This window comes from Citrobacter sp. SX206 (assembly GCF_024181025.1).
Classification (GTDB): Bacteria; Pseudomonadota; Gammaproteobacteria; order Enterobacterales; family Enterobacteriaceae; genus Citrobacter; species Citrobacter youngae.
In genome coordinates this window covers 1,652,611-1,674,279 of the sequence record NZ_CP049738.1, presented here as the reverse complement: position 1 = coordinate 1,674,279, position 21,669 = coordinate 1,652,611, and the positions used below count along the sequence as shown (strand labels likewise).

The 21,669-nt window shown below is 48.9% G+C and carries 21 protein-coding genes; 13 read left to right on the top strand and 8 right to left on the bottom strand.

Annotated features, from left to right (window positions below):
- Nucleotides 1-18: 18 nt before the first annotated feature.
- The gene (gene rimJ, locus G8S19_RS08045; RefSeq protein ID WP_005129064.1) at nt 19-603 is read right to left on the bottom strand and encodes a ribosomal protein S5-alanine N-acetyltransferase; all 585 of its coding nucleotides are present in this window, start codon (nt 601-603) and stop codon (nt 19-21) included.
- Between the two features lie 260 nt (nt 604-863).
- Between rimJ and mdtH the strand changes: the two genes are divergently transcribed.
- The 9 genes from mdtH (at nt 864) to G8S19_RS08000 (ending at nt 7,784) form a co-directional block, all read left to right on the top strand.
- Nucleotides 864-2,072 carry a multidrug efflux MFS transporter MdtH gene (mdtH, locus tag G8S19_RS08040; RefSeq protein ID WP_048211221.1) on the top strand — a complete coding sequence of 403 codons (1,209 nt, stop codon included), beginning with the start codon at nt 864-866 and terminating at the stop codon, nt 2,070-2,072.
- Nucleotides 2,073-2,188: 116 nt separating this feature from the next.
- The gene (locus G8S19_RS08035) at nt 2,189-2,749 is read left to right on the top strand and encodes a lipoprotein (protein WP_061068127.1); all 561 of its coding nucleotides are present in this window, start codon (nt 2,189-2,191) and stop codon (nt 2,747-2,749) included.
- A gap of 105 nt (nt 2,750-2,854) precedes the next feature.
- Nucleotides 2,855-3,901: a dihydroorotase gene (pyrC, locus tag G8S19_RS08030; RefSeq protein WP_253686418.1), complete on the top strand. Its 1,047-nt coding sequence runs from the start codon at nt 2,855-2,857 to the stop codon at nt 3,899-3,901.
- Between the two features lie 74 nt (nt 3,902-3,975).
- Nucleotides 3,976-4,221, top strand: a complete 246-nt coding sequence (dinI, locus tag G8S19_RS08025; protein ID WP_048211218.1) for a DNA damage-inducible protein I — start codon at nt 3,976-3,978, stop codon at nt 4,219-4,221.
- Nucleotides 4,222-4,560: 339 nt separating this feature from the next.
- Nucleotides 4,561-4,815 carry a biofilm formation regulator BssS gene (gene bssS, locus G8S19_RS08020; protein WP_003036154.1) on the top strand — a complete coding sequence of 85 codons (255 nt, stop codon included), beginning with the start codon at nt 4,561-4,563 and terminating at the stop codon, nt 4,813-4,815.
- Nucleotides 4,816-5,094: 279 nt separating this feature from the next.
- The gene (solA, locus tag G8S19_RS08015; protein ID WP_048211217.1) at nt 5,095-6,213 is read left to right on the top strand and encodes an N-methyl-L-tryptophan oxidase; all 1,119 of its coding nucleotides are present in this window, start codon (nt 5,095-5,097) and stop codon (nt 6,211-6,213) included.
- Nucleotides 6,214-6,265: 52 nt separating this feature from the next.
- Nucleotides 6,266-6,379, top strand: a complete 114-nt coding sequence (locus tag G8S19_RS08010; protein ID WP_071887361.1) for a YceO family protein — start codon at nt 6,266-6,268, stop codon at nt 6,377-6,379.
- Between the two features lie 261 nt (nt 6,380-6,640).
- Nucleotides 6,641-7,207 carry a cytochrome b gene (locus tag G8S19_RS08005; RefSeq protein WP_005129081.1) on the top strand — a complete coding sequence of 189 codons (567 nt, stop codon included), beginning with the start codon at nt 6,641-6,643 and terminating at the stop codon, nt 7,205-7,207.
- A 1-nt stretch (nt 7,208) separates the two neighbouring features.
- On the top strand, nt 7,209-7,784 hold the full coding sequence (locus G8S19_RS08000) for a YceI family protein (RefSeq protein ID WP_061068131.1): 576 nt from the start codon (nt 7,209-7,211) through the stop codon (nt 7,782-7,784).
- 47 nt (nt 7,785-7,831) lie between these two features.
- Here the strand turns inward: G8S19_RS08000 and G8S19_RS07995 are convergent, their stop codons facing one another.
- Nucleotides 7,832-8,884 (bottom strand): rhodanese-related sulfurtransferase, encoded by a 1,053-nt coding sequence (locus tag G8S19_RS07995; RefSeq protein ID WP_040230660.1) that lies wholly within the window; start codon nt 8,882-8,884, stop codon nt 7,832-7,834.
- 219 nt (nt 8,885-9,103) lie between these two features.
- Here G8S19_RS07995 and G8S19_RS07990 point away from each other — a divergent pair, with 219 nt between their 5' ends.
- Both G8S19_RS07990 and mdtG read left to right on the top strand, forming a co-directional pair.
- Nucleotides 9,104-10,024, top strand: coding sequence for a Kdo(2)-lipid IV(A) acyltransferase (locus G8S19_RS07990; protein WP_253686416.1), 921 nt, complete (start codon nt 9,104-9,106; stop codon nt 10,022-10,024).
- Nucleotides 10,025-10,177: 153 nt separating this feature from the next.
- Nucleotides 10,178-11,398, top strand: coding sequence for a multidrug efflux MFS transporter MdtG (mdtG, locus tag G8S19_RS07985; RefSeq protein WP_124020710.1), 1,221 nt, complete (start codon nt 10,178-10,180; stop codon nt 11,396-11,398).
- 93 nt (nt 11,399-11,491) lie between these two features.
- Here mdtG and G8S19_RS07980 read toward each other — a convergent pair whose 3' ends face one another.
- On the bottom strand, nt 11,492-12,823 hold the full coding sequence (locus tag G8S19_RS07980) for a sensor domain-containing diguanylate cyclase (protein WP_124020711.1): 1,332 nt from the start codon (nt 12,821-12,823) through the stop codon (nt 11,492-11,494).
- Nucleotides 12,824-13,485: 662 nt separating this feature from the next.
- Between G8S19_RS07980 and G8S19_RS07975 the strand changes: the two genes are divergently transcribed.
- Nucleotides 13,486-13,866, top strand: a complete 381-nt coding sequence (locus G8S19_RS07975) for a MysB family protein (protein ID WP_061068133.1) — start codon at nt 13,486-13,488, stop codon at nt 13,864-13,866.
- On the opposite strand, the gene G8S19_RS07970 is transcribed toward G8S19_RS07975, so the two are convergent.
- The 3 genes from G8S19_RS07970 to mdoG all read right to left on the bottom strand — a co-directional run bounded on the left by G8S19_RS07970 (nt 13,867) and on the right by mdoG (nt 18,225).
- Nucleotides 13,867-14,106, bottom strand: a complete 240-nt coding sequence (locus G8S19_RS07970) for a YceK/YidQ family lipoprotein (protein ID WP_202927478.1) — start codon at nt 14,104-14,106, stop codon at nt 13,867-13,869.
- Nucleotides 14,107-14,168: 62 nt separating this feature from the next.
- Nucleotides 14,169-16,697: a glucans biosynthesis glucosyltransferase MdoH gene (mdoH, locus tag G8S19_RS07965; RefSeq protein ID WP_040230656.1), complete on the bottom strand. Its 2,529-nt coding sequence runs from the start codon at nt 16,695-16,697 to the stop codon at nt 14,169-14,171.
- A complete protein-coding gene (mdoG, locus tag G8S19_RS07960) occupies nt 16,690-18,225 on the bottom strand; it encodes a glucans biosynthesis protein MdoG (protein WP_253686616.1) in 1,536 nt (511 codons plus the stop codon). Before mdoG ends, mdoH begins: the two co-directional genes overlap by 8 nt.
- A 271-nt stretch (nt 18,226-18,496) precedes the next feature.
- On the opposite strand from mdoG, the gene mdoC reads away from it, so the two are divergent.
- On the top strand, nt 18,497-19,657 hold the full coding sequence (gene mdoC / locus G8S19_RS07955; protein ID WP_115601799.1) for a glucans biosynthesis protein MdoC: 1,161 nt from the start codon (nt 18,497-18,499) through the stop codon (nt 19,655-19,657).
- A 20-nt stretch (nt 19,658-19,677) separates the two neighbouring features.
- Here mdoC and G8S19_RS07950 read toward each other — a convergent pair whose 3' ends face one another.
- Together G8S19_RS07950 and ymdB are read right to left on the bottom strand one after the other, a co-directional pair.
- Nucleotides 19,678-21,165, bottom strand: coding sequence for a phospholipase D family protein (locus tag G8S19_RS07950; protein WP_253686414.1), 1,488 nt, complete (start codon nt 21,163-21,165; stop codon nt 19,678-19,680).
- The gene (ymdB, locus tag G8S19_RS07945; protein WP_048211210.1) at nt 21,101-21,643 is read right to left on the bottom strand and encodes an O-acetyl-ADP-ribose deacetylase; all 543 of its coding nucleotides are present in this window, start codon (nt 21,641-21,643) and stop codon (nt 21,101-21,103) included. Before ymdB ends, G8S19_RS07950 begins: the two co-directional genes overlap by 65 nt.
- Between the last annotated feature and the right edge of the window lie 26 nt (nt 21,644-21,669).

The window sequence follows — 21,669 nt, the reverse complement described above, 5'->3', positions numbered from 1 at the left end:
AGGCCGTGCGCCTGAAACTTAGCGACCGGGGGTCCATTCTGATGTTGTCAACGCCGTCAGCACATGATCGCGCCACTGTCCATCAATCAGCAGATAGTCTTTTGCATACCCTTCTTTCTCAAAGCCGAGTCGCGCCAGCAAATCGCCGCTACGCTTATTGTGTGGCATGTAGTTCGCCATAATGCGGTGAATATGTTGCGTCCGCTGCACATAACGAATAGCGGCGGTCAGGGCTTCGTACATCAGCCCCTGCCCTTGCCACTTCTGCGCAATGGAATAACCGAGATAACAGGCGTGGAAAGATCCACGCACCACGTTCGAGAAGTTCGCAACGCCGATAATTTCTTTTTCGTCAGGATCGAGCAACGCGAAATACCAGGCTGTGCCTTGTTTATGGAATTCAGAGATCATGCTCAGACGCGCCTGCCAGCCAGAGGGGTAGCAGTGGCTTTCATCGCGGATAGGTTCCCAGGGCTTTAAGAAATGACGATTCTCTGCGTAATAATCTGCCAGACGCCAGGCATCACGCTCATGCACCAAACGCACGACCAGGCGGTCCGTGGTTAAGCGCACTTTTGGCACGTTACTGCGATAGCCAAACATTCTATACCTACTCCTTCCCGTAACGTCTTCAATACGCAATTCGCATTACTATACCTGTGCAAATACACCGTGTGAAAAGAGCAAAATGCCATTTTTTGAATTATTCACACATTTTGATGAAAACTATCTATCAAGACTGACTTTTGATAAAAAAATATTGTCCCGCCAAGGGTGGGAAAAGCACAAACGACACCGCAGAATAGAAGGTGCTTATCTTTTAAACTCTCCACCGAGTGACGAGTTTTTTCCCTGGAGGGGAAATGTCGCAAGTCTCGCAGGCAAGGAACCTGGGTAAATATTTCCTGCTCATCGATAATATGCTGGTCGTGCTGGGTTTCTTTGTCGTTTTCCCACTGATCTCTATCCGTTTCGTCGACCAAATGGGCTGGGCCGCCGTGATGGTCGGTATCGCACTTGGATTGCGCCAATTTATCCAGCAAGGTCTGGGGATTTTTGGCGGCGCAATTGCTGACCGCTTTGGTGCCAAACCGATGATTGTGACCGGTATGCTGATGCGTGCCGCCGGGTTCGCCACGATGGGGATTGCACACGAACCCTGGCTATTGTGGTTCTCCTGTTTCCTCTCCGGTTTAGGTGGTACGTTATTCGACCCGCCCCGCTCGGCGCTGGTGGTCAAACTGATCCGCCCAGAAAAGCGCGGGCGTTTTTTTTCTATTCTGATGATGCAGGACAGTGCCGGTGCCGTGGTCGGCGCATTGCTCGGCAGTTGGCTGTTACAGTACGATTTCCGTCTGGTTTGCGCCGTAGGCGCGATTTTGTTCGTTCTGTGCGCCGCGTTTAACGCCTGGCTACTTCCGGCATGGAAGCTATCTACCGTGAAGATTCCCGTGCGCGAAGGCATGAGCCATGTGATGCATGACAAACGCTTTGTCACCTATGTCCTGACGCTGGCGGGGTATTACATGCTGGCGGTACAGGTTATGTTGATGCTGCCGATTATGGTTAATGACATTGCCGGTTCGCCGGCCGCCGTGAAGTGGATGTATGCCATCGAAGCGTGTCTCTCTTTAACGCTGCTCTACCCTATCGCCCGCTGGAGTGAAAAACGTTTTCGTCTTGAACATCGGCTGATGGCAGGCCTGCTGATCATGTCTCTTAGCATGATGCCCATCGGTCTGGTCGGGAATTTACAGCAGCTTTTCACCCTGATTTGCACCTTCTATATCGGTTCTATCATCGCCGAACCGGCGCGCGAGACGTTGAGCGCGTCGTTGGCAAATGCGCGCGCACGGGGCAGTTACATGGGCTTTAGCCGCCTCGGATTAGCCATCGGCGGTGCCATCGGTTATATCGGTGGCGGCTGGCTGTTTGACATGGGTAAAGCACTGTCACAGCCAGAACTCCCGTGGATGATGCTCGGCATTATCGGCTTTATCACCTTCCTCGCGCTGGGTTGGCAGTTTAGCCATAAACGTCCGTCACGCGGCATGCTGGAACCTGATGCCTGATAGCTGACCAGACGTCCCGGACTCAATTTCAGTTTTTTCTGCTGGTGCCCGGGCCGCTGGTGCTGGATGCTGCTTTGTGTCACGATTACGCCACAAGTATCATGTTGAGGAACCCCATGAAAAAGATTTTTTTTGCTGCTGCACTGATTGTCAGCGGCCTGTTGGTTGGTTGTAATCAACTCACACAATACACGGTTAGCGAGCAAGAGATTAATCAGGCACTGGCTAAGCATAACGACTTCTCGAAAGATATTGGTCTGCCTGGCGTTGCTGAAGCCCACATCGTACTGACCAATCTCGCCAGCCAGATTGGTCGCGAAGAACCGAATAAAGTGACTCTGACAGGCGACGCCAATCTGGATATGAATTCCCTTTTTGGTAGCCAGAAAGCGACCATGAAGTTGAAGTTAAAAGCATTGCCAGTCTTCAATAAAGAAAAAGGCGCGATTTATCTGCAAGAAATGGAAGTGGTCGATGCGACCGTCACACCAGAGAAAATGCAATCTGTACTGCAAACTCTGATGCCCTACTTAAATCAGTCGCTGCGGAATTACTTTAACCAGCAACCGGCCTACATTCTGCGTGAAGACAGCAGCAAAGGCGAAGCATTGGCGAAAAAACTGGCGAAAGGGATTGAGGTTAAACCGGGTGAAATCATTATCCCGTTCACCGATTAATAAACAACAGGGCGCTAATGCGCCCTTTTTTTTCGTGCAAACGAAAACGTTTCCGCTTATCCTTTGTTTCCGGCAAAAAAGACTATCCTCAGCCGGAGCATATTAATGACTGCACCATCCCAGGTTTTAAAGATCCGCCGCCCAGACGACTGGCACCTTCACCTTCGCGATGGCGACATGTTGAAAACTGTCGTGCCTTATACCAGTGAAACTTATGGTCGCGCGATCGTTATGCCAAACCTCGCTCCGCCGGTCACGACAGTTGATGCGGCCATTGCGTACCGTCAGCGCATTCTGGACGCTGTACCCGCCGGACATAACTTTACTCCGTTAATGACCTGCTACTTAACGGACACGCTGGATCCTAATGAACTTGAGCGTGGATTCAATGAAGGCGTCTTCACCGCCGCGAAACTTTATCCCGCTAATGCAACAACCAACTCGACACAGGGTGTAACCTCGGTCGATACCATTATGCCGGTACTGGAGCGCATGGAAAAATTGGGGATGCCACTGTTGGTGCACGGTGAAGTGACGCACGCTGATATCGACATTTTCGATCGCGAAGCACGTTTCATCGAAACGGTGATGGATCCCTTACGTCAGCGTTTAACCGCGCTAAAAGTGGTGTTTGAACATATCACGACCAAAGATGCCGCCGAATACGTGCGCGATGGCAACGAGCTTCTTGCAGCAACCATCACACCGCAGCATTTAATGTTTAACCGCAACCATATGCTGGTCGGTGGAATTCGTCCGCATCTGTACTGCCTGCCAATACTCAAACGTAACGTTCACCAGCAGGCGCTGCGTGAACTGGTTGCCAGCGGATTCAATCGCGCATTCCTGGGTACCGACTCCGCACCGCATGCGCGTCATCGTAAAGAGTCCAGTTGCGGCTGTGCGGGCTGCTTTAATGCGCCAACCGCGCTGGGCAGCTATGCCACTGCGTTCGAAGAGATGAACGCCCTGGACCATTTCGAAGCCTTCTGCTCACTCAATGGCCCACAGTTCTATGGTTTGCCGGTGAATGAGACCTTTATTGAGCTGGAACGCGTGGAGCACCTGGTCCCGGAGAACATTGCGTTGGAAAACGATACGTTGGTGCCTTTCCTTGGCGGTGAAACGGTACGCTGGTCAGTAAAACGCTAAAAAAGTGTAGCCTCCTGTTGTCAACTGGCGCAGTTAACTGTATAAATAACCAGTATAAACAACAGGGGGCTATTATGCGTATTGAAGTCACTATTGCCAAAACTTCACCTTTACCAGCCGGTGCTATCGACGCGCTGGCAGATGAACTCTCCCGCCGTATTCATCATCATTTTCCGGATAACGAAGGTAACGTTACCGTTCGTTATGCCGGTACCAACAACTTGTCGGTTATTGGCGCAACAAAAGAGGACAAAGAACGCATCAGCGAAATCCTACAGGAAACCTGGGAAAGCGCGGATGACTGGTTCATCAACGAATAAAAAATGATATGCAGTGATGTTTGTTTGCCGGGTCGCCCCGGCTTTTTTATGCGTGCATCCTTTAAATCAATCTTGCATTCACCACGCTAGCAGATAATTTATATTAAACACATTGATTATCTTTTAATCAAAACACCAAAATAATTGCACAACATGCTAAAAAAAAATGAATGACATGTTGTTTTATTAATCATATAACACTGAAAACAAAAAATTTATGCGCCGCCCTCTTTAAATTTTCAATGAATACCCTTATTTATTGATATACTGAAGTTGCTTCAGAAAAAAACGCATTGAACCTCGAAAACCGTTGTCTAGTAACACGAATTAGGGGGCATGATGGAAAAGAATAATGAAGTCATTCAGACTCATCCGCTTGTAGGATGGGACATCAGCACTGTTGATAGCTACGATGCGCTGATGCTGCGTTTGCACTACCAGACCCCGAATCGTCCGGACCCGGATGGGACTGAGGTCGGTCAAACGCTCTGGTTAACCACTGATGTTGCCAGGCAATTTATTTCGATATTAGAAGCCGGAATCGCTAAAATTGAATCTGGCGATTACCAGGTAAATGAGTATCAGCGACATTAAACCTGATACATCACACCATCAAAAGGCACCTTCATGGTGCCTTTCTTATTTGCAGGTTGAATATTCCGGGTCAGTTATTTACTCTGCTATACCTGTCATACTTCAAGTTGCATATGCGTTGGCTTTATTACTCGGCCCATCCCTGGGATTCGCTGCGTCGCCGCGTGATTCGGCCTTACGGCCTCACCCCTTCGGGGGCGCTGTTCAAAACGGCCCGGGCGTTTGGTCCTGCAACTCGAATTATTTAAGGTATACTATCGCGATTGCAGAGAGAAGCGGATGAAATACGACTTAATCATTATTGGCAGCGGTTCCGTGGGCGCCGCAGCCGGATACTACGCCACTCGCGCCGGTCTCAACGTTCTGATGATCGATGCGCATATGCCACCGCATCAACAGGGCAGCCACCACGGCGATACACGATTAATTCGTCATGCGTATGGCGAAGGTGAAAAATACGTTCCGCTGGTGCTACGTGCGCAAACATTGTGGGATGAACTTTCCGCACAAAATGAAGAGCCTGTTTTTGTTCGCTCTGGCGTTATCAACCTGGGTCCTGCAGATTCGACCTTTTTAGCGACCGTGGCGCAAAGTGCCAAACAGTGGCAACTCAATGTCGAACAGCTGGATGCAGCAGCCATCATGACTCGCTGGCCAGAAATTCGCGTGCCTGAAAACTATATCGGGCTGTTTGAAGCCGAATCCGGTTTTTTGCGCAGTGAGCTAGCCATTAAAACCTGGATTCGCCTGGCTGAAGAGGCAGGTTGTGCGCAGTTGTTTAAATGCCCCGTCACGGCAATTCATCACCACGATGATGGCGTAACGGTTGCAACAGCCGATGGTGACTACCACGCGAAAAAAGTTGTCGTCAGCGCCGGCACCTGGGTCAAGGCATTATTGCCTGAACTGCCGATACAGCCGGTGCGTAAGGTATTCGCATGGTATCAGGCTGACGGGCGCTACAGTGTCAAAAACAAATTCCCGGCATTTACCGGCGAACTGCCTAATGGCGATCAATACTACGGTTTTCCGGCTGAAAATGACGAGTTAAAAATTGGCAGGCATAACGGCGGACAGGTCATTCATTCACCTGAAGAACGTAAACCGTTTGCCGCTGTCGCCAGCGATGGTTCGGAAGCCTTCCCATTCCTGCGCGCTATTTTGCCTGGCATCGGCTGTTGTCTGCATGGTGCATCCTGTACTTACGATAACTCGCCAGATGAAGACTTCATTATCGATACGCTGCCAGACCATGACAACACGCTGGTGATTACCGGACTCAGCGGACACGGTTTTAAGTTTGCTTCCGTACTGGGCGAAATTGCGGCTGAGTTTGCCCAGGGTAAACCGTCAGCCTTTGACCTGACGCCATTCAGGCTGTCCCGTTTTAAGCGATAATTGATCAATGGCCTCGTTGGTGAGGCCATTTTAAATGACAGGAATAACATTGATGCGCCGCATCTTTAACTATCTGGTTAATAATATTCGCGAGCATTTCATGCTCTACATTATTTTATGGTCGCTGCTGGCGATTATGGACGTCATATATATTATGTTCTTCTAATCTATATGCGCTGACATTAATTGACAAAAACTGATAATTTCTTAATTTCATTGCAATAAACTGAATAACATAATTTTCATCCTTCCTTGTTTTCAAGCCCTTCTCAATGGCCACTCACACTAACGATTTGATGATTGCGCCTTTAATCAATCAATTTTATTGAAATAAAAACAAATATCATCACCATTGTTATTTATTAGTTGCATTAATGTCTTTTACGCGCCATTTTCATTCACTTCTGAAATATCTAACGGTGTATTTATGCAATTCAATAATAGTCCACAGCGCTATGGCGTGGTGTCTGCCGCATTACACTGGCTGGTCGCTATTGCCGTCTATGGCATGTTTGCTCTGGGTTTATGGATGGTAACACTCAGTTATTACGATGGTTGGTATCACCAGGCGCCTGAACTGCATAAAAGTATCGGTGTGTTGCTGATGATGGGACTGGTTGTCCGCATTGTCTGGCGGGTTGTTTCCCCTCCCCCTGCCGCACTGAAAAGCTATTCCCGTTTAACCCGTATTGCGGCGGCATTGGGCCACCTCACGCTGTATACCCTGCTTTTTTCTATTGGCATCAGCGGCTATCTGATCTCTACCGCAGACGGTAAAGCAATAAGCGTATTTGGTTGGTTCGATGTTCCCGCCACGTTTGCCAACGCAGGCGTGCAAGCTGACATCGCCGGTAGCGTGCACCTGTGGCTCGCGTGGGCCGTGGTGGTTTTATCACTTCTGCATGGGTTAATGGCCCTGAAACATCACTTTATCGATAACGACGATACCCTTAATCGCATGTTGGGAAAATCGTCATCTGACTATGGAGCTTAAAATGAAAAAAAACCTGCTGGGACTCACACTCGCCTCTTTATTATTCACGACCGGCTCTGCTATCGCAGCGGATTACAAAATTGACAAAGAGGGACAGCATGCCTTTGTTAATTTCCGCATTCAGCATCTGGGATACAGCTGGCTGTACGGCACATTTAAAGACTTCGACGGCACATTTACCTTTGACGAGAAAAATCCGGCTGCCGATAAAGTCAATGTCACCATCAACACCAACAGCGTTGATACCAATCATGCCGAACGTGACAAACACCTGCGTAGTGCAGAATTCCTCAATGTGAGCAAGTTCCCGCAGGCCACCTTTACGTCCACCAGCGTGAAGAAAGAGGGCAACGATTTAGATATCACCGGTAACCTGACCCTGAACGGCGTCACCAAACCGGTAACACTGGATGCAAAGTTGATGGGTCAAGGGGGCGATCCATGGGGTGGCACACGCGCCGGTTTTGAAGCTCAAGGGAAAATAAAGCTGAAGGATTTCAACATTACCACCGATCTCGGTCCCGCTTCGCAGGAAGTCGAATTAATTATCTCGGTGGAAGGCGTACAGCAGAAATAACATCCTATTGATGCCGGATGAGGCTTTTGCCGCCATCCGGCATCGTGTTATTGCGCAGGATCGGGAATACCGAGCTTAGTATTTAAACGACCACGCGATTTATTAAAGATCTTATTGCCATTCTCACGCCCCGCGCGACGGCGGCGCTGCTCTTCTTCCGGCAGTTCGCTCTCTTCACAACACAGTTCACTACAGCAGCCTTTATACTTTTGCGCACAGGCTGGACACTGTATAAACAGCAGATGGCAGCCATCGTTTTTGCAATTGGTATGGCTGTCACATGCGGTACCGCACTGATGACAATGCGAAATCACATCGTCAGAGATCCTCTCTCCCATGCGTTCATCGAAAACAAAATTTTTGCCGATAAAACGCACAGGCAGCCCCTGCTCACGCGCTTTGCGGGCATACTCAATAATGCCGCCCTCAATGTGCCAGACTTTGCTAAACCCGTTATGTTTCATCCAGGCACTGGCTTTCTCACAACGAATCCCCCCGGTACAATACATAACGATTTTTTTATCCTTATGCTCCTGCATCATTTCTACCGCTTTCGGCAGCTGATCGCGGAAGGTGTCTGCCGGGATCTCCAGCGCGTTTTCGAAGTGACCCACTTCATATTCATAGTGGTTGCGCATATCAATAAACACCGCATCCGGATCGTCCAGCATGGCATTCACTTCAGCTGCCTTCAGATAATCACCCACGTTGCTGGCGTCAAAATCAGGATCATCAATGCCATCCGCAACAATTCGCTCACGGACCTTCATGCGCAGAACCCAGAAAGATTTGCCGTCATCATCTAATGCAATATTGAGACGCAACCCGGATAATGCAGGATCAAATGCGTATAACTGTTGGCGAAACGCATCAACGTTACTTTGCGGTACACTGATTTGTGCGTTAATGCCTTCCCGTGCAAGATATACGCGGCCAAACACATTCAGTGTAGTGAACAGTTGATACAGTGCATCACGCGTTTGCTGAGGATCAGCGATGGTGAAATATTTATAGAATGAAATCGTCGTGCGCGGCTCAGATTCCGCCAGCATTTTAGCTTTGAGCGCGTCATTCGAAATGCGGTTGTGTAACACTGGCATGGTGTACGTATCCTGCAATCAGTAAAAATGAAAATCGGCCGGCATGATAAAGCAAACTTCGCCAATTTACATCCACACATTTTACGCTACATTTCATACTTCACGATAAAAACACAACAACAATTGATGATTTAATCACCACTCTCCCGTCGTAAATTTTAGATACGCGCAAAAAAATGCGACAATACAGGGAATTGGTCGTTAGAAGACAGGATAGACATGACGAATTTACCCAAGTTTTCGGCTGCGCTACTGCATCCGCGTTATTGGTTAACCTGGCTGGGTATTGGCATCCTTTGGTTAATCGTACAGTTACCCTACCCAGTGCTCTATAAATTGGGATGCGCATTAGGCCGTCTGGCATTACGCTTGATGAAACGTCGGGCAAAGATTGTTTCCCGCAATCTGGAACTGTGCTTCCCGCAAATGAGCGAGCAGGAACGCCAGCAGATGATGGTAAAAAACTTTGAGTCTGTCGGTATGGGCGTAATGGAAACCGGCATGGCCTGGTTTTGGTCCGACAGGCGAATATCACGCTGGACTGAAGTTATCGGAATGGAGCATATCCGGGACGTTCAGGCACAAAAGCGTGGGATCCTGTTAGTTGGTCTGCACTTTTTGACCCTCGAGTTGGGTGCACGCCAGTTTGGCTTACAAGAGCCGGGAATTGGTGTGTATCGTCCTAACGACAATCCTCTGCTCGACTGGCTACAAACCTGGGGGCGTATGCGCTCCAATAAATCAATGCTCGATCGTAAAGACCTGAAAGGGATGATTAAAGCGTTGAAGAAAGGTGAAGTGGTCTGGTACGCGCCGGATCACGACTATGGCTCTCGCGCCAGCGTATTTGTGCCTTTGTTCGCCGTTGAACAGGCTGCGACGACGTCCGGAACCTGGATGCTGTCCCGAATGTCGAATGCCTGCCTGGTGCCATTTGTTCCCCGTCGCAAACCTGACGGCAAGGGGTATCAATTGATCATGCTGCCACCGGAGTGTTCACCACCGCTGGACAATGCTGAAACAACGGCGGCCTGGATGAATAAAATCGTTGAAAAATGCATTATGATGGCCCCCGAGCAATACATGTGGTTACATCGCCGCTTCAAGACACGCCCTGAAGGTTCCCCGTCTCTGTACTGAGTCTTTGTTGCAGTCCTGTGGCTGCAACAACTTCTCTCCCCTTTTAGGTTTAACTGCTATCCGCATTGCAGCAACTATCAACCAGGCGCATAATTAGCCTGCTTATTTATATTTACTCGATAGCGCAAACAGCGCATCACACTGCGGATCGCTATGTCACCCTCTGATGTCCCCATAAACTGGAAACGCAACCTTACCGTTGCCTGGCTGGGCTGTTTTTTAACCGGCGCAGCATTTAGCCTGGTCATGCCATTTTTACCCCTTTACGTCGAGAGTCTTGGCGTGACGGATCACAGTGCCCTGAATATGTGGTCAGGGCTGGTATTCAGTATCACCTTCCTGTTTTCAGCGATTGCCTCACCTTTCTGGGGCGGACTGGCCGATCGTAAAGGCCGGAAAATCATGCTCTTACGCTCAGCACTGGGCATGTCCATCGTCATGCTGCTGATGGGGCTGGCGCAAAATATCTGGCAATTCTTGATCCTGCGCGCCCTGCTGGGTTTGCTCGGTGGATTTATTCCTAATGCCAACGCACTGATCGCAACCCAGGTGCCACGCAATAAAAGCGGCTGGGCGTTGGGGACACTTTCCACCGGCGGCGTCAGCGGTGCTTTACTTGGGCCACTGGCGGGCGGGTTACTCGCCGATCAGTATGGTCTGCGCCCTGTATTTTTCATCACAGCCCTGGTGCTGTTGATCTGTTTTATTCTGACACTCTTTTTTATCCGTGAACGCTTCCAGCCAGTGAGCAAGAAAGAGATGCTGCACGTTCGCGAAGTCGTGACGTCGTTAAAGAATCCAAAGCTGGTGCTGAGCTTGTTTGTCACTACCCTGATAATTCAGGTTGCAACCGGCTCCATTGCGCCAATCCTGACGCTGTATGTACGGGAGCTTGCAGGTAATGTCAGCAATATCGCGTTTATCAGTGGGATGATTGCCTCTGTACCCGGTGTTGCGGCCTTAATCAGTGCACCAAAGCTCGGCAAATTGGGTGACAGGATTGGTCCGGAGAAGATCCTGATCGTTGCATTGGTTATCTCCGTACTGCTGCTGATCCCAATGTCATTCGTCCAGACGCCCTGGCAGCTGGGCGTGCTGCGCTTTTTACTGGGTGCCGCTGATGGCGCATTGCTGCCTGCCGTACAGACCTTGCTGGTGTATAACTCAACCAACCAAATCGCCGGGCGTATCTTTAGCTACAACCAGTCGTTTCGTGATATAGGCAACGTTACTGGGCCGTTAATGGGAGCTGCTATATCGGCAAATTATGGCTTCCGTGCCGTCTTCTGCGTCACCGCTGGTGTTGTGTTATTCAACGCAATCTACTCATGGAACAGTCTGCGCCGCCGCCGGGGATCTCAGGTCCTGGGATGATTTTGTGTATTCATTCTCAACGGTCCCCCTAACATATCAATTGGTTTAATATGGGGGATACGCAGAGTGAACTCAATAACGCTTAATATTATTCTAGCTGTTATAGTAAACCACTTTATTTCTCCCTGAGTTTTTCGCATCATACAGCGCAGCATCGGCATATGATACGACTTTGTCAGCAGAATAATCATCAGATTTACTACAATATACACCGATGCTGATTGTCATTTTCTCTTTCAGGCCATATATATTGGGCTCCGCTGTTTCAGTCTCAACATTTTTTCTTATTCTTTCCGCAACAAACATTGCTTCAGCTTTATCTTTACACTTAATCAGGAGCCCAAACTCTTCCCCACCAATTCTCGCAAAAATGTCTGAGTCCCTGATCGATTTATTGACAATATCAACAATGCTCTTTATAACGTGATCGCCTTCCTGATGGCCATAAGAATCATTGATGCGTTTGAATTTATCTATATCCAGTATCATTATACAAATAGCACCTTTTACTAAAGATGATTTTAGTGCCTTATAGAATAATTTTCGGTTATATATCTTAGTCATCGCATCTTTTATTGCTGAATCCGCCTCTCTCTTAAGAATAATGAACGTGTTGTACATTAATATAGATATGATACTTAAGGTGCTGATAACTTCGATTCCCCTACTGACATACCAAATATACATACTATATTCATCCAGACTCAACAGCAGAACATTCGTCAGGATTGCAGAGCAACACAGTAACGCGATGCTTTTCCATAAGATACCATGCATTTTTGTTTTCACTGACAGATACAACAAAACCATTCCCCATGAAATAATCAGTGAATATATGTAGCCAATATGCCAGTGCACCGTTTTATTGTCAGTTTTGTGACTGGTAATTTCAATCGTAACATCAGCGTTATAACTTGATAAGTTATGCGAAAGGAATGCAATTGCCAGCATAATCAACAATGCTATAATTATGTAGCATGGTTCTCTTTCTTTAGTCTCAATAACTGTGGAAGCCGCTTTATAAGCTTTCAATGATACAAAAAGTAATGCGATAAAACTAACTTGCCTAAAATAATAGAAGATAGCGATATCATTTGTGCGTTTTTCTATCAAAACGCTATCATTAATTAAATTCTGAACGATATATATAGTTTCTATAAGATAGATATTATTACTAAGGAATGCCATTCCTAATATCATCAGGTATGTTAGATCTTTCCTGCAAAGGTATTGAAAAAGCATAAAAAGAAAAACAATGCCGTACAGAAAAAATAACCCAACGATGATTATTAAATATGTTGTTTGAGGTACACTCTGCACTTCTAACTGATACTGAGAAAGACACACACCAGCAATAAAATAGCTGACTAAGCAAGTAATGTAAAAGTTCATCAACCTGCTATTGTTTGAATTACTATTATCCATAACAGCCCTGGCAAGAATCCTATTTTGCATTTTATATATTAAGCCATTATCTTTTGCAAATTAATAATTTATCATTCTTTCAATAATGACAATCTTATTTATAACGCATGTTATTATTCATTGAATGTTATGGATGTTTTCTTATACTTTGTTATACATTAACATATTTATCACATATATAATGATTAACAATATCATTTATGGATATCTAACTTAAACAAATATCGATACTTTAAGACGTAATACTAACGCGCGTCACTTTTTGCCTTACTCTTTAATTTCAATTAGTTATAATAAAAACCTTATATAAATTATATTGTTTCATCCGCTATAAAGTATGGCTTGCAGTCTATTCAATCACCCCCTTTAAACTATGACATCCTCACTCATGGTGCTCCTGCATAACCACTTGAGTTTAATACACTCCAACCGATTCTTAAAAACTTAAGGTTTGCTGTTCATGAAACGTATTGGCGGTAGGGTTCCCCCGTGTTTTTGTTGTTCCAGGAAGCACCACAACCGAGTGGTTATGGTAAGAAACACTCGATGCTTCAAGCCGTTGCATACCTGAAACTTCGCGATAAACGAATGCTTTGACAGTTCTCACCACACCACCTATATCTTTTTATTAAGCCAATCACCCATGCGATCAGGATGCGAATATGAATGCCTTGTACCCCACCCTTGAAGAAGCCATTGATGCAGCACGTGAAGAGTTTCTGGCTGATAATCCAGGTCTTGAATCTGACGAAGCCAGCGTCCAGCAGCTGAACGTACAAAAGTACGTGCTACAGGATGGCGATATCATGTGGCAAGCTGAGTTTTTTGCCGACGAAGATGATGGCGAAGGCGAATGTTTACCCATGCTGAGCGGTGAAGCGGCACAAAGCGTTTTTGATGGTGACTATGATGAGATTGATATTCGCCAGGAGTGGCAGGAGGAAAATACGCTCCACGAATGGGATGAGGGTGAATTTCAACTGGAGCCTCCCCTTGACACAGAGGAAGGCCAGACCGCAGCCGATGAATGGGATGAACGATAGTTACTCGTAAGGCCCATGGTGTATATCGAGCGGTAATAGCAACGTATCAAACACCAGCGAAAACGGCAGATCCAGGATGGTGACGTAACGCCACGCAGAGTCCCGGACATCCCATTGCACGCCTGGATAGTATTGATTTCCGTGTCCTTGTCCGGGGATCGTCCGGCTAATAATGCTGCCGCATCCGCTCAGAAGAAAGACCATCATTCCCACAGCCAGTATTCGCACTGGATACCTCATGACTTTTATATTCAGTATAAAAAAATACCGGCTCCAGGCCGGTATTTTTACGTTTCACACGCTTATTTTTTCCTGAGTGCCAGTGGGTTCAGGGAGATCCCCTGATAATAATTAACCCATGAAGAATACTTATCTGGTGAATTCCAGACGCGATAATGTAAACGCGCCATGGTCACCGGATCGCTCAACAGAACCAGGCGACGATCGCGATTCAGTTTCTCCGGCGTTTCATTCAGCGCCTGCTCGACATGGCGATCACGTGCGATTTCAAGCACGTTACTCGCACGATGGCGCGCGGTAGCCATTGCCGTTGCCAGCGCGTTAAACGACGGGTTAAACACAGCGTGCATGAAACCATCATCCAGCGAACGATTACGGTTCAACTCCAGATAGTTATCCGTGTCCACCAGCACCTTCGGCGGAGAATACTCTTCCGGGATCAGGAACAGTTTCCAGCGTTTGGTACGTAACCCAACCGTTGAACGACTGGAAATGACAGAAACAAACGGCGACAGGATTAGTGAAAAGACAATCGGAGCCAGCCAGAACAGGAAACGCAGATCCAGCCAGGCCATCCCTACTGCCCACACCAGGCCCAACAACAGCTGAGATCCGTGACGCATAAACGCCTCGCCCCACGGAGTGGAGTCGTCATCGCGTTGCGGCGAATTCCACACCACTTCCCATCCGAGGAAGGCACTCACCACGAAAACGGTATGGAACAGCATACGCACCGGCGCCAGCAGCACGGAGAACAGAACCTCCAGCAGCAGCGACAACGTGACGCGAATAAATCCACCGTACTCTTTCGTGCCTTTGCACCAGATAAGCAAAATACTCAGCAGCTTCGGCAGGAACAACAGCACCATCGTTGAGGCAAACAACGCGATAGCCAGCTCAGGGCGCCACTGCGGCCAGACCGGGAACAGCTGACGTGGTTGCAGGAAGTACTGCGGTTCCGTCAACGCATGGACCACCTGTAATGCGGTCGACAACGCGAGGAACATGAACCACAACGGTGCTGACAGATAGGACATCACACCGGTCAGGAACACCGCGCGATGAACCGGGTGCATCCCTTTAACCAGGAACAGACGGAAGTTCATCAGGTTACCGTGGCACCAGCGACGGTCACGCTTGAGCTCATCCAGCAGGTTCGGTGGCAGCTCTTCATATGAACCCGGTAGATCGTAGGCAATCCACACGCCCCAGCCCGCACGACGCATCAATGCCGCTTCCACGAAGTCATGGGAGAGGATCGATCCCGCAAACGAGCCTTCGCCCGGCAGCGGTGCAAGCGCACAGTGTTCAATGAACGGTTTCACACGAATAATCGCGTTATGACCCCAGTAGTGCGACTCACCCAACTGCCAGAAGTGAAGTCCGGCGGTAAACAGCGGGCCATAAACGCGGGTAGCAAACTGCTGGCAGCGCGCGTACAGGGTGTCCATACCAGACGCTTTCGGCGAAGACTGGATAATCCCGGCATTCGGGTTCGCTTCCATCAGGCGTACCAGACCGGTCAGACAGTCTCCGCTCATCACGGAATCAGCGTCCAGCACCACCATATAGCTGTACTGGTTGCCCCAGCGACGGCAGAAGTCATCAATGTTACCGCTTTTACGCTTCACACGACGACGACGACGACGGTAGAAAATCTGTCCTTCGCCCTGCACTTCGGCAATCAGCTCCATCCACGCCTTTTGTTCCGCAACGCAGATATCAGGATTGTAGCTGTCACTCAAAATGTAAACATCGAAATGCTCCGCATTCCCCGTGGCTTTAACCGACTCCCACGTAGCGCGCAAGCCCGCGAATACGCGGTCAACGTCCTCGTTACAGATAGGCATGATTAGCGCAGTGCGGTGCTCAGGATTCAGCGGCTCATCCCCTACCGTTGAGGCAGAGATACTGTACTTGTCACGCCCAATCAGCAACTGCAGGAAGCCCATCAGCGCGGTCCAGAAACCGGCTGATACCCAACAAAAAAGCACGGCAAACAGAATGAGGATACCGGTCTGCAGCACATAAGGCAGCAACTGCATAAAGGAAACCCACAGGTTCTGCCCCATCATATCTGCTGGATTAATGAACGCCCATCCCTGATAAGGAAGGATCGTCTTCATATACCAGGTTGCTACGACCGTTTGCGCCAGCGTCAAGATCAACAGCGTATAACGGCGGATCGTGCCGACGGTACGCCATTTCTGCTCACTTTCTTGTTCTTCTTTCGTCAAACGAGAAAGATAACGCGGTGTGACATCGCGCCCGCGCAGGCGATCCCAAAAACGGCCAACCGGGTTAGTACGCCAGGGATCGGGAAACATTGAAGTACGTGTCGCTTTCGGCATTGCCTGCAGTTGGTCACGCCCTTCATCATCCTTTATCAACTGATCTTTGGCCAGAGAGTCTGGCCAGGCTTGCTCAAGGCGAGCTTTTACAGAACCCTGCGGTGAATCATCTTCGCGCGAGTAAGTACGGTGCTCGGCATCCAGCGCCTGATGAACGGCGCGGATGTCAGTTTTCGGCAGTGCCGCTTTTTCGATATCCGAAAGCGGCATTGCGTCAATATACTCAGTTGTCTTATTCATTGGCAGGTAACTGGTAGCTCCAGGTTTCACTCAACGGCTGATCGGCATTGGCCAACGCAGCACGCATTTCAGTGGTTTTCTTCGCATCTTTCACTTTCACGCGCAGCATCAAGCGCCACCCTTTCGTAACCGGGTTGTAACGCACGGTGCTTTCCACGATTTCACCGTTGTCGCCAATACTGGTTTGCGCGGTAATCGGGGTGTCCTGCGGCAGCTTTTTCATCTCGGTGCCGGTGAAATCCACCACAAACGCGATAGTGCCGTCAGGCTGACGAATAAGATTAGATTGTTTGACATCCCCTGTGGAACGGCGAGTCTGCTGCACCCAGGCATTTTCTGGCGCATGAAGCTTATCTTCATCGCGCGTAAACGTCAGGGTGTACTTAAAGTTCATCTCTTTACCTGCTTCCGGCAGTTGATCCGGAGTCCAGTAGGCAACGATGTTATCGTTTGTTTCGTCGTTAGTGGGGATCTCAACTAATTCAATTTTGCCTTTACCCCAGTCGCCTTTTGGCGTGATCCAGGCACTTGGGCGCAGGTCATAACGGTCGTCGATATCTTCGAAACGGGAGAACTGACGTCCACGTTGCAACAGGCCGAATCCTTGCGGGTTTTCCATCGCATAGCTGCTCACCGCGAGATGTTTCGGGTTATTCAGCGGACGCCAAATCCACTCGCCGTTACCAGCATGGATAGACAATCCGTTTGAGTCGTGCAGTTCCGGACGATAATTTGTCGTCGGAGATGGCTGGTTCGGTCCGAACAGGAACATACTGGTTAACGGAGCTACGCCCAGCTTGCCCACTTTATCGCGCAGATAGACTTTGGACTGAACATCCACAACCGTGTCACGGCCTGGAATAATCACAAAGCGATACGCCCCGGTTGCACGCGGGGAGTCCAGCAGGGCATAAATGGTTAAACGTTTGTCAGTCGGTTTTGGGCGTTCGATCCAAAACTCACGGAAGCGGGGAAACTCTTCACCAGAAGGCAGTGCGGTATCTATCGCGAGACCGCGCGCAGACAGACCATAGACCTGGCCTGCGCCAAGTACGCGGAAATAGCTGGCGCCGAGCATGCTGACGATTTCATCGTTTTTGTCTTTGCTGTTGAGCGGATACAGTACCTTAAACCCGGCGAAACCGAGATCTTTTACCGTGTCTTTATCGTGCTGCACATCGCCAAAATTAAAATAATCCGGGCTGTATTTGATTTTTTTCACCGCAGTTGCGGTAACTTCGTTGATCTTGACCGGCGTGTCGAAGTACATACCCTGGTGGTAGAATTCGAGCTTAAATGGGGTCTTAAGATTGCTCCAGTATGCTTTGTCGCGATTAAACTGGATCTGCTGATAATCCGCATATTTCATGTCGCGGAAAACGGAGGGCAAGTTACTTTTTGGCGCCTCGTAGCCTTTATCGGCTAAGGATTGAGCTTGCTTTGCAACATCATCAATACTGAACGCCCAGCTCGATGATGTATACAGCGTTAACATTACTGCTGCACCCAACCAACGCATTTTCATCATTTGTAGTTTATGTTTCATAATTAGTAAGCACTTCCCCCTTTGTGTGCTTATATTGATCCGATCCATTTTAATGGATAATCGGGTATTCCGACAACTGAATCCCTGTATTGTTCGCGTGCTGGCTCATGGTTTAAGCAGGTTCGCCTGCCTGTTTTCACTTTGAGTGCTTATCCTGGAGACAGGTTGTTGGACTTCGTGTAGGGTTGCCTTCGAATGTAACCATAATTCGTCTTAGGGATAAGACGAAAAGTCTGAGAATACGTAACTGTCTATGAGCTCTGTATCTCCACCACGTGAATATTTTCTGGATTCCATCCGTGCCTGGCTGATGTTGTTGGGGATTCCCTTCCATATCTCGCTGATCTACTCCACACATACCTGGCATGTGAACAGCGCAGAACCGTCATGGATATTGACCCTCTTTAACGATTTCATACATGCATTTCGCATGCAGGTCTTCTTTGTTATTTCGGGTTACTTTTCATACATGCTGTTTTTGCGCTACCCCTTAAAGCGGTGGTGGAAAGTGCGTGTTGAACGCGTGGGGATCCCTATGCTGACCGCCATCCCGCTACTCACACTGCCGCAATTTATCATGCTGCAATATGTGAAAGGCAAAGCCGACAGTTGGCATACTCTCAGTGGGTACGATAAATACAACGCACTGGCATGGGAGCTGATTTCTCATCTGTGGTTTTTACTCGTCCTTGTCGTTTTAACAACCGTGAGTATGTGGGTGTTTAGCCAAATGAAACACCGGTTGACGAGCCCCGATGGCGTCAGCACGTCCACGATATCGATGACAAAACTGACGTTGATCTTTTTGTTGCTTGGCGTCGGATACGCCGCCGTCAGAAGAACAATTTTTATCGTCTACCCGTCTATTCTCAGCGATGGCATGTTTAATTTTATCGTCATGCAAACGCTGTTCTATGTGCCGTTCTTTATGCTCGGCGCGCTGGCGTTTATCAATCCGCAGTTGAAAGCACTGTTCACAACGCCCTCGCGCAGCTGCACGTTAGGCGCGGCATGCGCTTTTATGGCTTATCTGCTCAATCAACGCTATGGAAACGGCGATGCCTGGATGTATGAAACCGAATACGTGATAACAATGGTGATGGGACTGTGGATGGTTAACGTCGTTTTCTCGCTCGGCCACCGTTTATTGAATTTCCAGTCAGCCCGTGTCACCTATTTTGTCAATGCATCACTGTTTATCTATCTGGTGCATCATCCGTTAACGCTGTTTTTCGGCGCCTATATCACACCGCACATTACATCAAACCTGCTGGGTTTTCTCTGTGGGCTGCTGTTTGTTGTCGGGATTGCGGTAATATTGTACGAAATCCACTTGCGGATACCGGTGCTGAAGTTCCTCTTTTCAGGGAAACCCATCGTTAAGCAGGATAAAAGCAAGGCCATTGCCGGATAGCAGGCCTGTCATTGCATGGTTCAGAGCAACCATTCAATCGGTAATACAGAGGCCAGCCTCACCAGAACCCGCTTCCAGAATCCTGTGGCGGGTTCTTTTTTCACTACCCGCTCACTGCCGCCAGGACAATCTACCCAGTTTATCCGACCCCAGCGGTCCAGGCGCAATTGCCAGGCCACATCACGCTGGCTTTGCATAAAGCGTTTATGAATCAATGACGCCAGCACTTCACTCTCAATCACAAATCCCATTTCCGTATTGAGCAACGTTGAGCGCGGATCAAAATTAAGCGAGCCGATGAAGACTTTGCGGCCATCAATGCTGAAGGTTTTCGCATGCAGACTAGAGCCTGAATTGCCGGTCAACCCGCGATCGTGTACCACCGTACCGCGATCGTGGGTTGGTTTTAGCTCATACAGTTCTACACCATAGCGCAGCAATTTTTTCCGCCAGCGCGCATATCCTGCATGCACAATTGCCACATCATTCGCGGCCAGCGAGTTAGTTAAAATAGCAATCTTTACCCCTTTTCGGACCAGGCGCAGGAGTTGTGCGACTCCGGCACGTGTCGGCACAAAGTAAGCGGAAATAATATCAATACGCTCAGTGGGTGAGCCCATGACGTCAAACAAACGCTGCGGTAATAGCGAGTGACGCGGCGCTTTCCCCTCTCCTTTTGCCGGATCGTCACTGAGCAGGCGCGTTTTGGCCCAAATCAGCGACAGTGAACCCTGGTCAAGATGCGTCATAAACTGGCTGGTCTCCAGTTTGTGCAAATAGCGTCGGGTAATATCGTCGTTATACCAGGATTCAGGCAGTTCAATGCGTTGAGTCGTTTCTGGTTCAGACAACTCCAGGACTCTTTGTAACGTTGAAACTGACTGACATTGCCAGTATCGCTCAAAATCATCCGCGACCTCTTTCACCACTGGACCGATGGCCATCACGTCAAGATCGGAAAACAACGGTTCTTCACCCGCACCGAAATAGGCATCTCCGATATTACGCCCGCCGACCAGCGTCACTACACCGTCCGCGGTATAACTTTTATTGTGCATGCGGCGATTGAGCCGGGCGAAATCGGTTAAATACCCCAATGCGCGAAGGATGCGAAATGAAAAGGGATTAAACAGGCGGACTTCAATATTTGGATGGTTATCCAACAGACGCAGCGTGTCATCAAGGCCCGGAGTGTTGTTATCATCCAACAGCAAACGAACCCGTACCCCGCGTTTCGCCGCGGCCAGCAGAACAGAAAACAGCAGCAGCCCGGACATGTCGTTCTCCCAGATGTAATACTGCACATCCAGCGTTCGTTCCGCCATTTCTGTCAGCCGATAACGGGCTGCGAAAGCATCCAGACTGTCATCCAGTGCCAGAATGCCGCACTGGTCCGGATGGCTTGCGCACAATGGGGTAATGGCACGCTCAAGTCGCGTCATATCAGGCCGTGTTATCATCGCCTTGTTGGGTGAGTAATCTCTTGTATAACCTGGCATTTTCCTCATCAAAACACACGAAGTAGATTTGATCAGGTAGCGCACGGCGGGTGATAAATTTTTGCACCGTATTCACCGCAATCTCCGCCGCCGCTGCACGTGGATATCCGTAGGCTCCGGTGCTGATAGCCGGGAACGCAATGGATTGATAGCCATTGGCCAGTGCCAGTTGTAATGAATTGAGATAGGCCTCTTCAAGGCGTTCTGCTTCATGATGATCGCCGCCCTGCCAGACGGGCCCAACAGTGTGGATCACCGCTTTGGCGGGAAGATTTCCCGCCAGGGTGATAACCGCATGGCCGGTTGGGCATTCGCCCTGTTGCTGTAATACCTGTTTGCAGGCCTCCAACAGTGCAGGTCCAGCAACGCGATGAATCGCTCCATCAACGCCACCGCCGCCCAGCAACGAGGAGTTGGCCGCATTGACAATCACATCAACGGCGATTGTCGTAATGTCGCCCTGTAAAACATGAACACGCGATTGCATAAGTTCCCCCTGACAAAACACTCTCC

What these genes read in the sequence shown, in the direction of transcription:
- rimJ (WP_005129064.1), bottom strand. Translation starts at nt 603, where the DNA reads ATGTTTGGCTATCGCAGTAACGTGCCAAAAGTGCGCTTAACCACGGAC.
- mdtH (WP_048211221.1), top strand. Translation starts at nt 864, where the DNA reads ATGTCGCAAGTCTCGCAGGCAAGGAACCTGGGTAAATATTTCCTGCTC.
- G8S19_RS08035 (WP_061068127.1), top strand. Translation starts at nt 2,189, where the DNA reads ATGAAAAAGATTTTTTTTGCTGCTGCACTGATTGTCAGCGGCCTGTTG.
- pyrC (WP_253686418.1), top strand. Translation starts at nt 2,855, where the DNA reads ATGACTGCACCATCCCAGGTTTTAAAGATCCGCCGCCCAGACGACTGG.
- dinI (WP_048211218.1), top strand. Translation starts at nt 3,976, where the DNA reads ATGCGTATTGAAGTCACTATTGCCAAAACTTCACCTTTACCAGCCGGT.
- bssS (WP_003036154.1), top strand. Translation starts at nt 4,561, where the DNA reads ATGGAAAAGAATAATGAAGTCATTCAGACTCATCCGCTTGTAGGATGG.
- solA (WP_048211217.1), top strand. Translation starts at nt 5,095, where the DNA reads ATGAAATACGACTTAATCATTATTGGCAGCGGTTCCGTGGGCGCCGCA.
- G8S19_RS08010 (WP_071887361.1), top strand. Translation starts at nt 6,266, where the DNA reads ATGCGCCGCATCTTTAACTATCTGGTTAATAATATTCGCGAGCATTTC.
- G8S19_RS08005 (WP_005129081.1), top strand. Translation starts at nt 6,641, where the DNA reads ATGCAATTCAATAATAGTCCACAGCGCTATGGCGTGGTGTCTGCCGCA.
- G8S19_RS08000 (WP_061068131.1), top strand. Translation starts at nt 7,209, where the DNA reads ATGAAAAAAAACCTGCTGGGACTCACACTCGCCTCTTTATTATTCACG.
- G8S19_RS07995 (WP_040230660.1), bottom strand. Translation starts at nt 8,884, where the DNA reads ATGCCAGTGTTACACAACCGCATTTCGAATGACGCGCTCAAAGCTAAA.
- G8S19_RS07990 (WP_253686416.1), top strand. Translation starts at nt 9,104, where the DNA reads ATGACGAATTTACCCAAGTTTTCGGCTGCGCTACTGCATCCGCGTTAT.
- mdtG (WP_124020710.1), top strand. Translation starts at nt 10,178, where the DNA reads ATGTCACCCTCTGATGTCCCCATAAACTGGAAACGCAACCTTACCGTT.
- G8S19_RS07980 (WP_124020711.1), bottom strand. Translation starts at nt 12,823, where the DNA reads ATGGATAATAGTAATTCAAACAATAGCAGGTTGATGAACTTTTACATT.
- G8S19_RS07975 (WP_061068133.1), top strand. Translation starts at nt 13,486, where the DNA reads ATGAATGCCTTGTACCCCACCCTTGAAGAAGCCATTGATGCAGCACGT.
- G8S19_RS07970 (WP_202927478.1), bottom strand. Translation starts at nt 14,106, where the DNA reads ATGAGGTATCCAGTGCGAATACTGGCTGTGGGAATGATGGTCTTTCTT.
- mdoH (WP_040230656.1), bottom strand. Translation starts at nt 16,697, where the DNA reads ATGAATAAGACAACTGAGTATATTGACGCAATGCCGCTTTCGGATATC.
- mdoG (WP_253686616.1), bottom strand. Translation starts at nt 18,225, where the DNA reads ATGATGAAAATGCGTTGGTTGGGTGCAGCAGTAATGTTAACGCTGTAT.
- mdoC (WP_115601799.1), top strand. Translation starts at nt 18,497, where the DNA reads ATGAGCTCTGTATCTCCACCACGTGAATATTTTCTGGATTCCATCCGT.
- G8S19_RS07950 (WP_253686414.1), bottom strand. Translation starts at nt 21,165, where the DNA reads ATGAGGAAAATGCCAGGTTATACAAGAGATTACTCACCCAACAAGGCG.
- ymdB (WP_048211210.1), bottom strand. Translation starts at nt 21,643, where the DNA reads ATGCAATCGCGTGTTCATGTTTTACAGGGCGACATTACGACAATCGCC.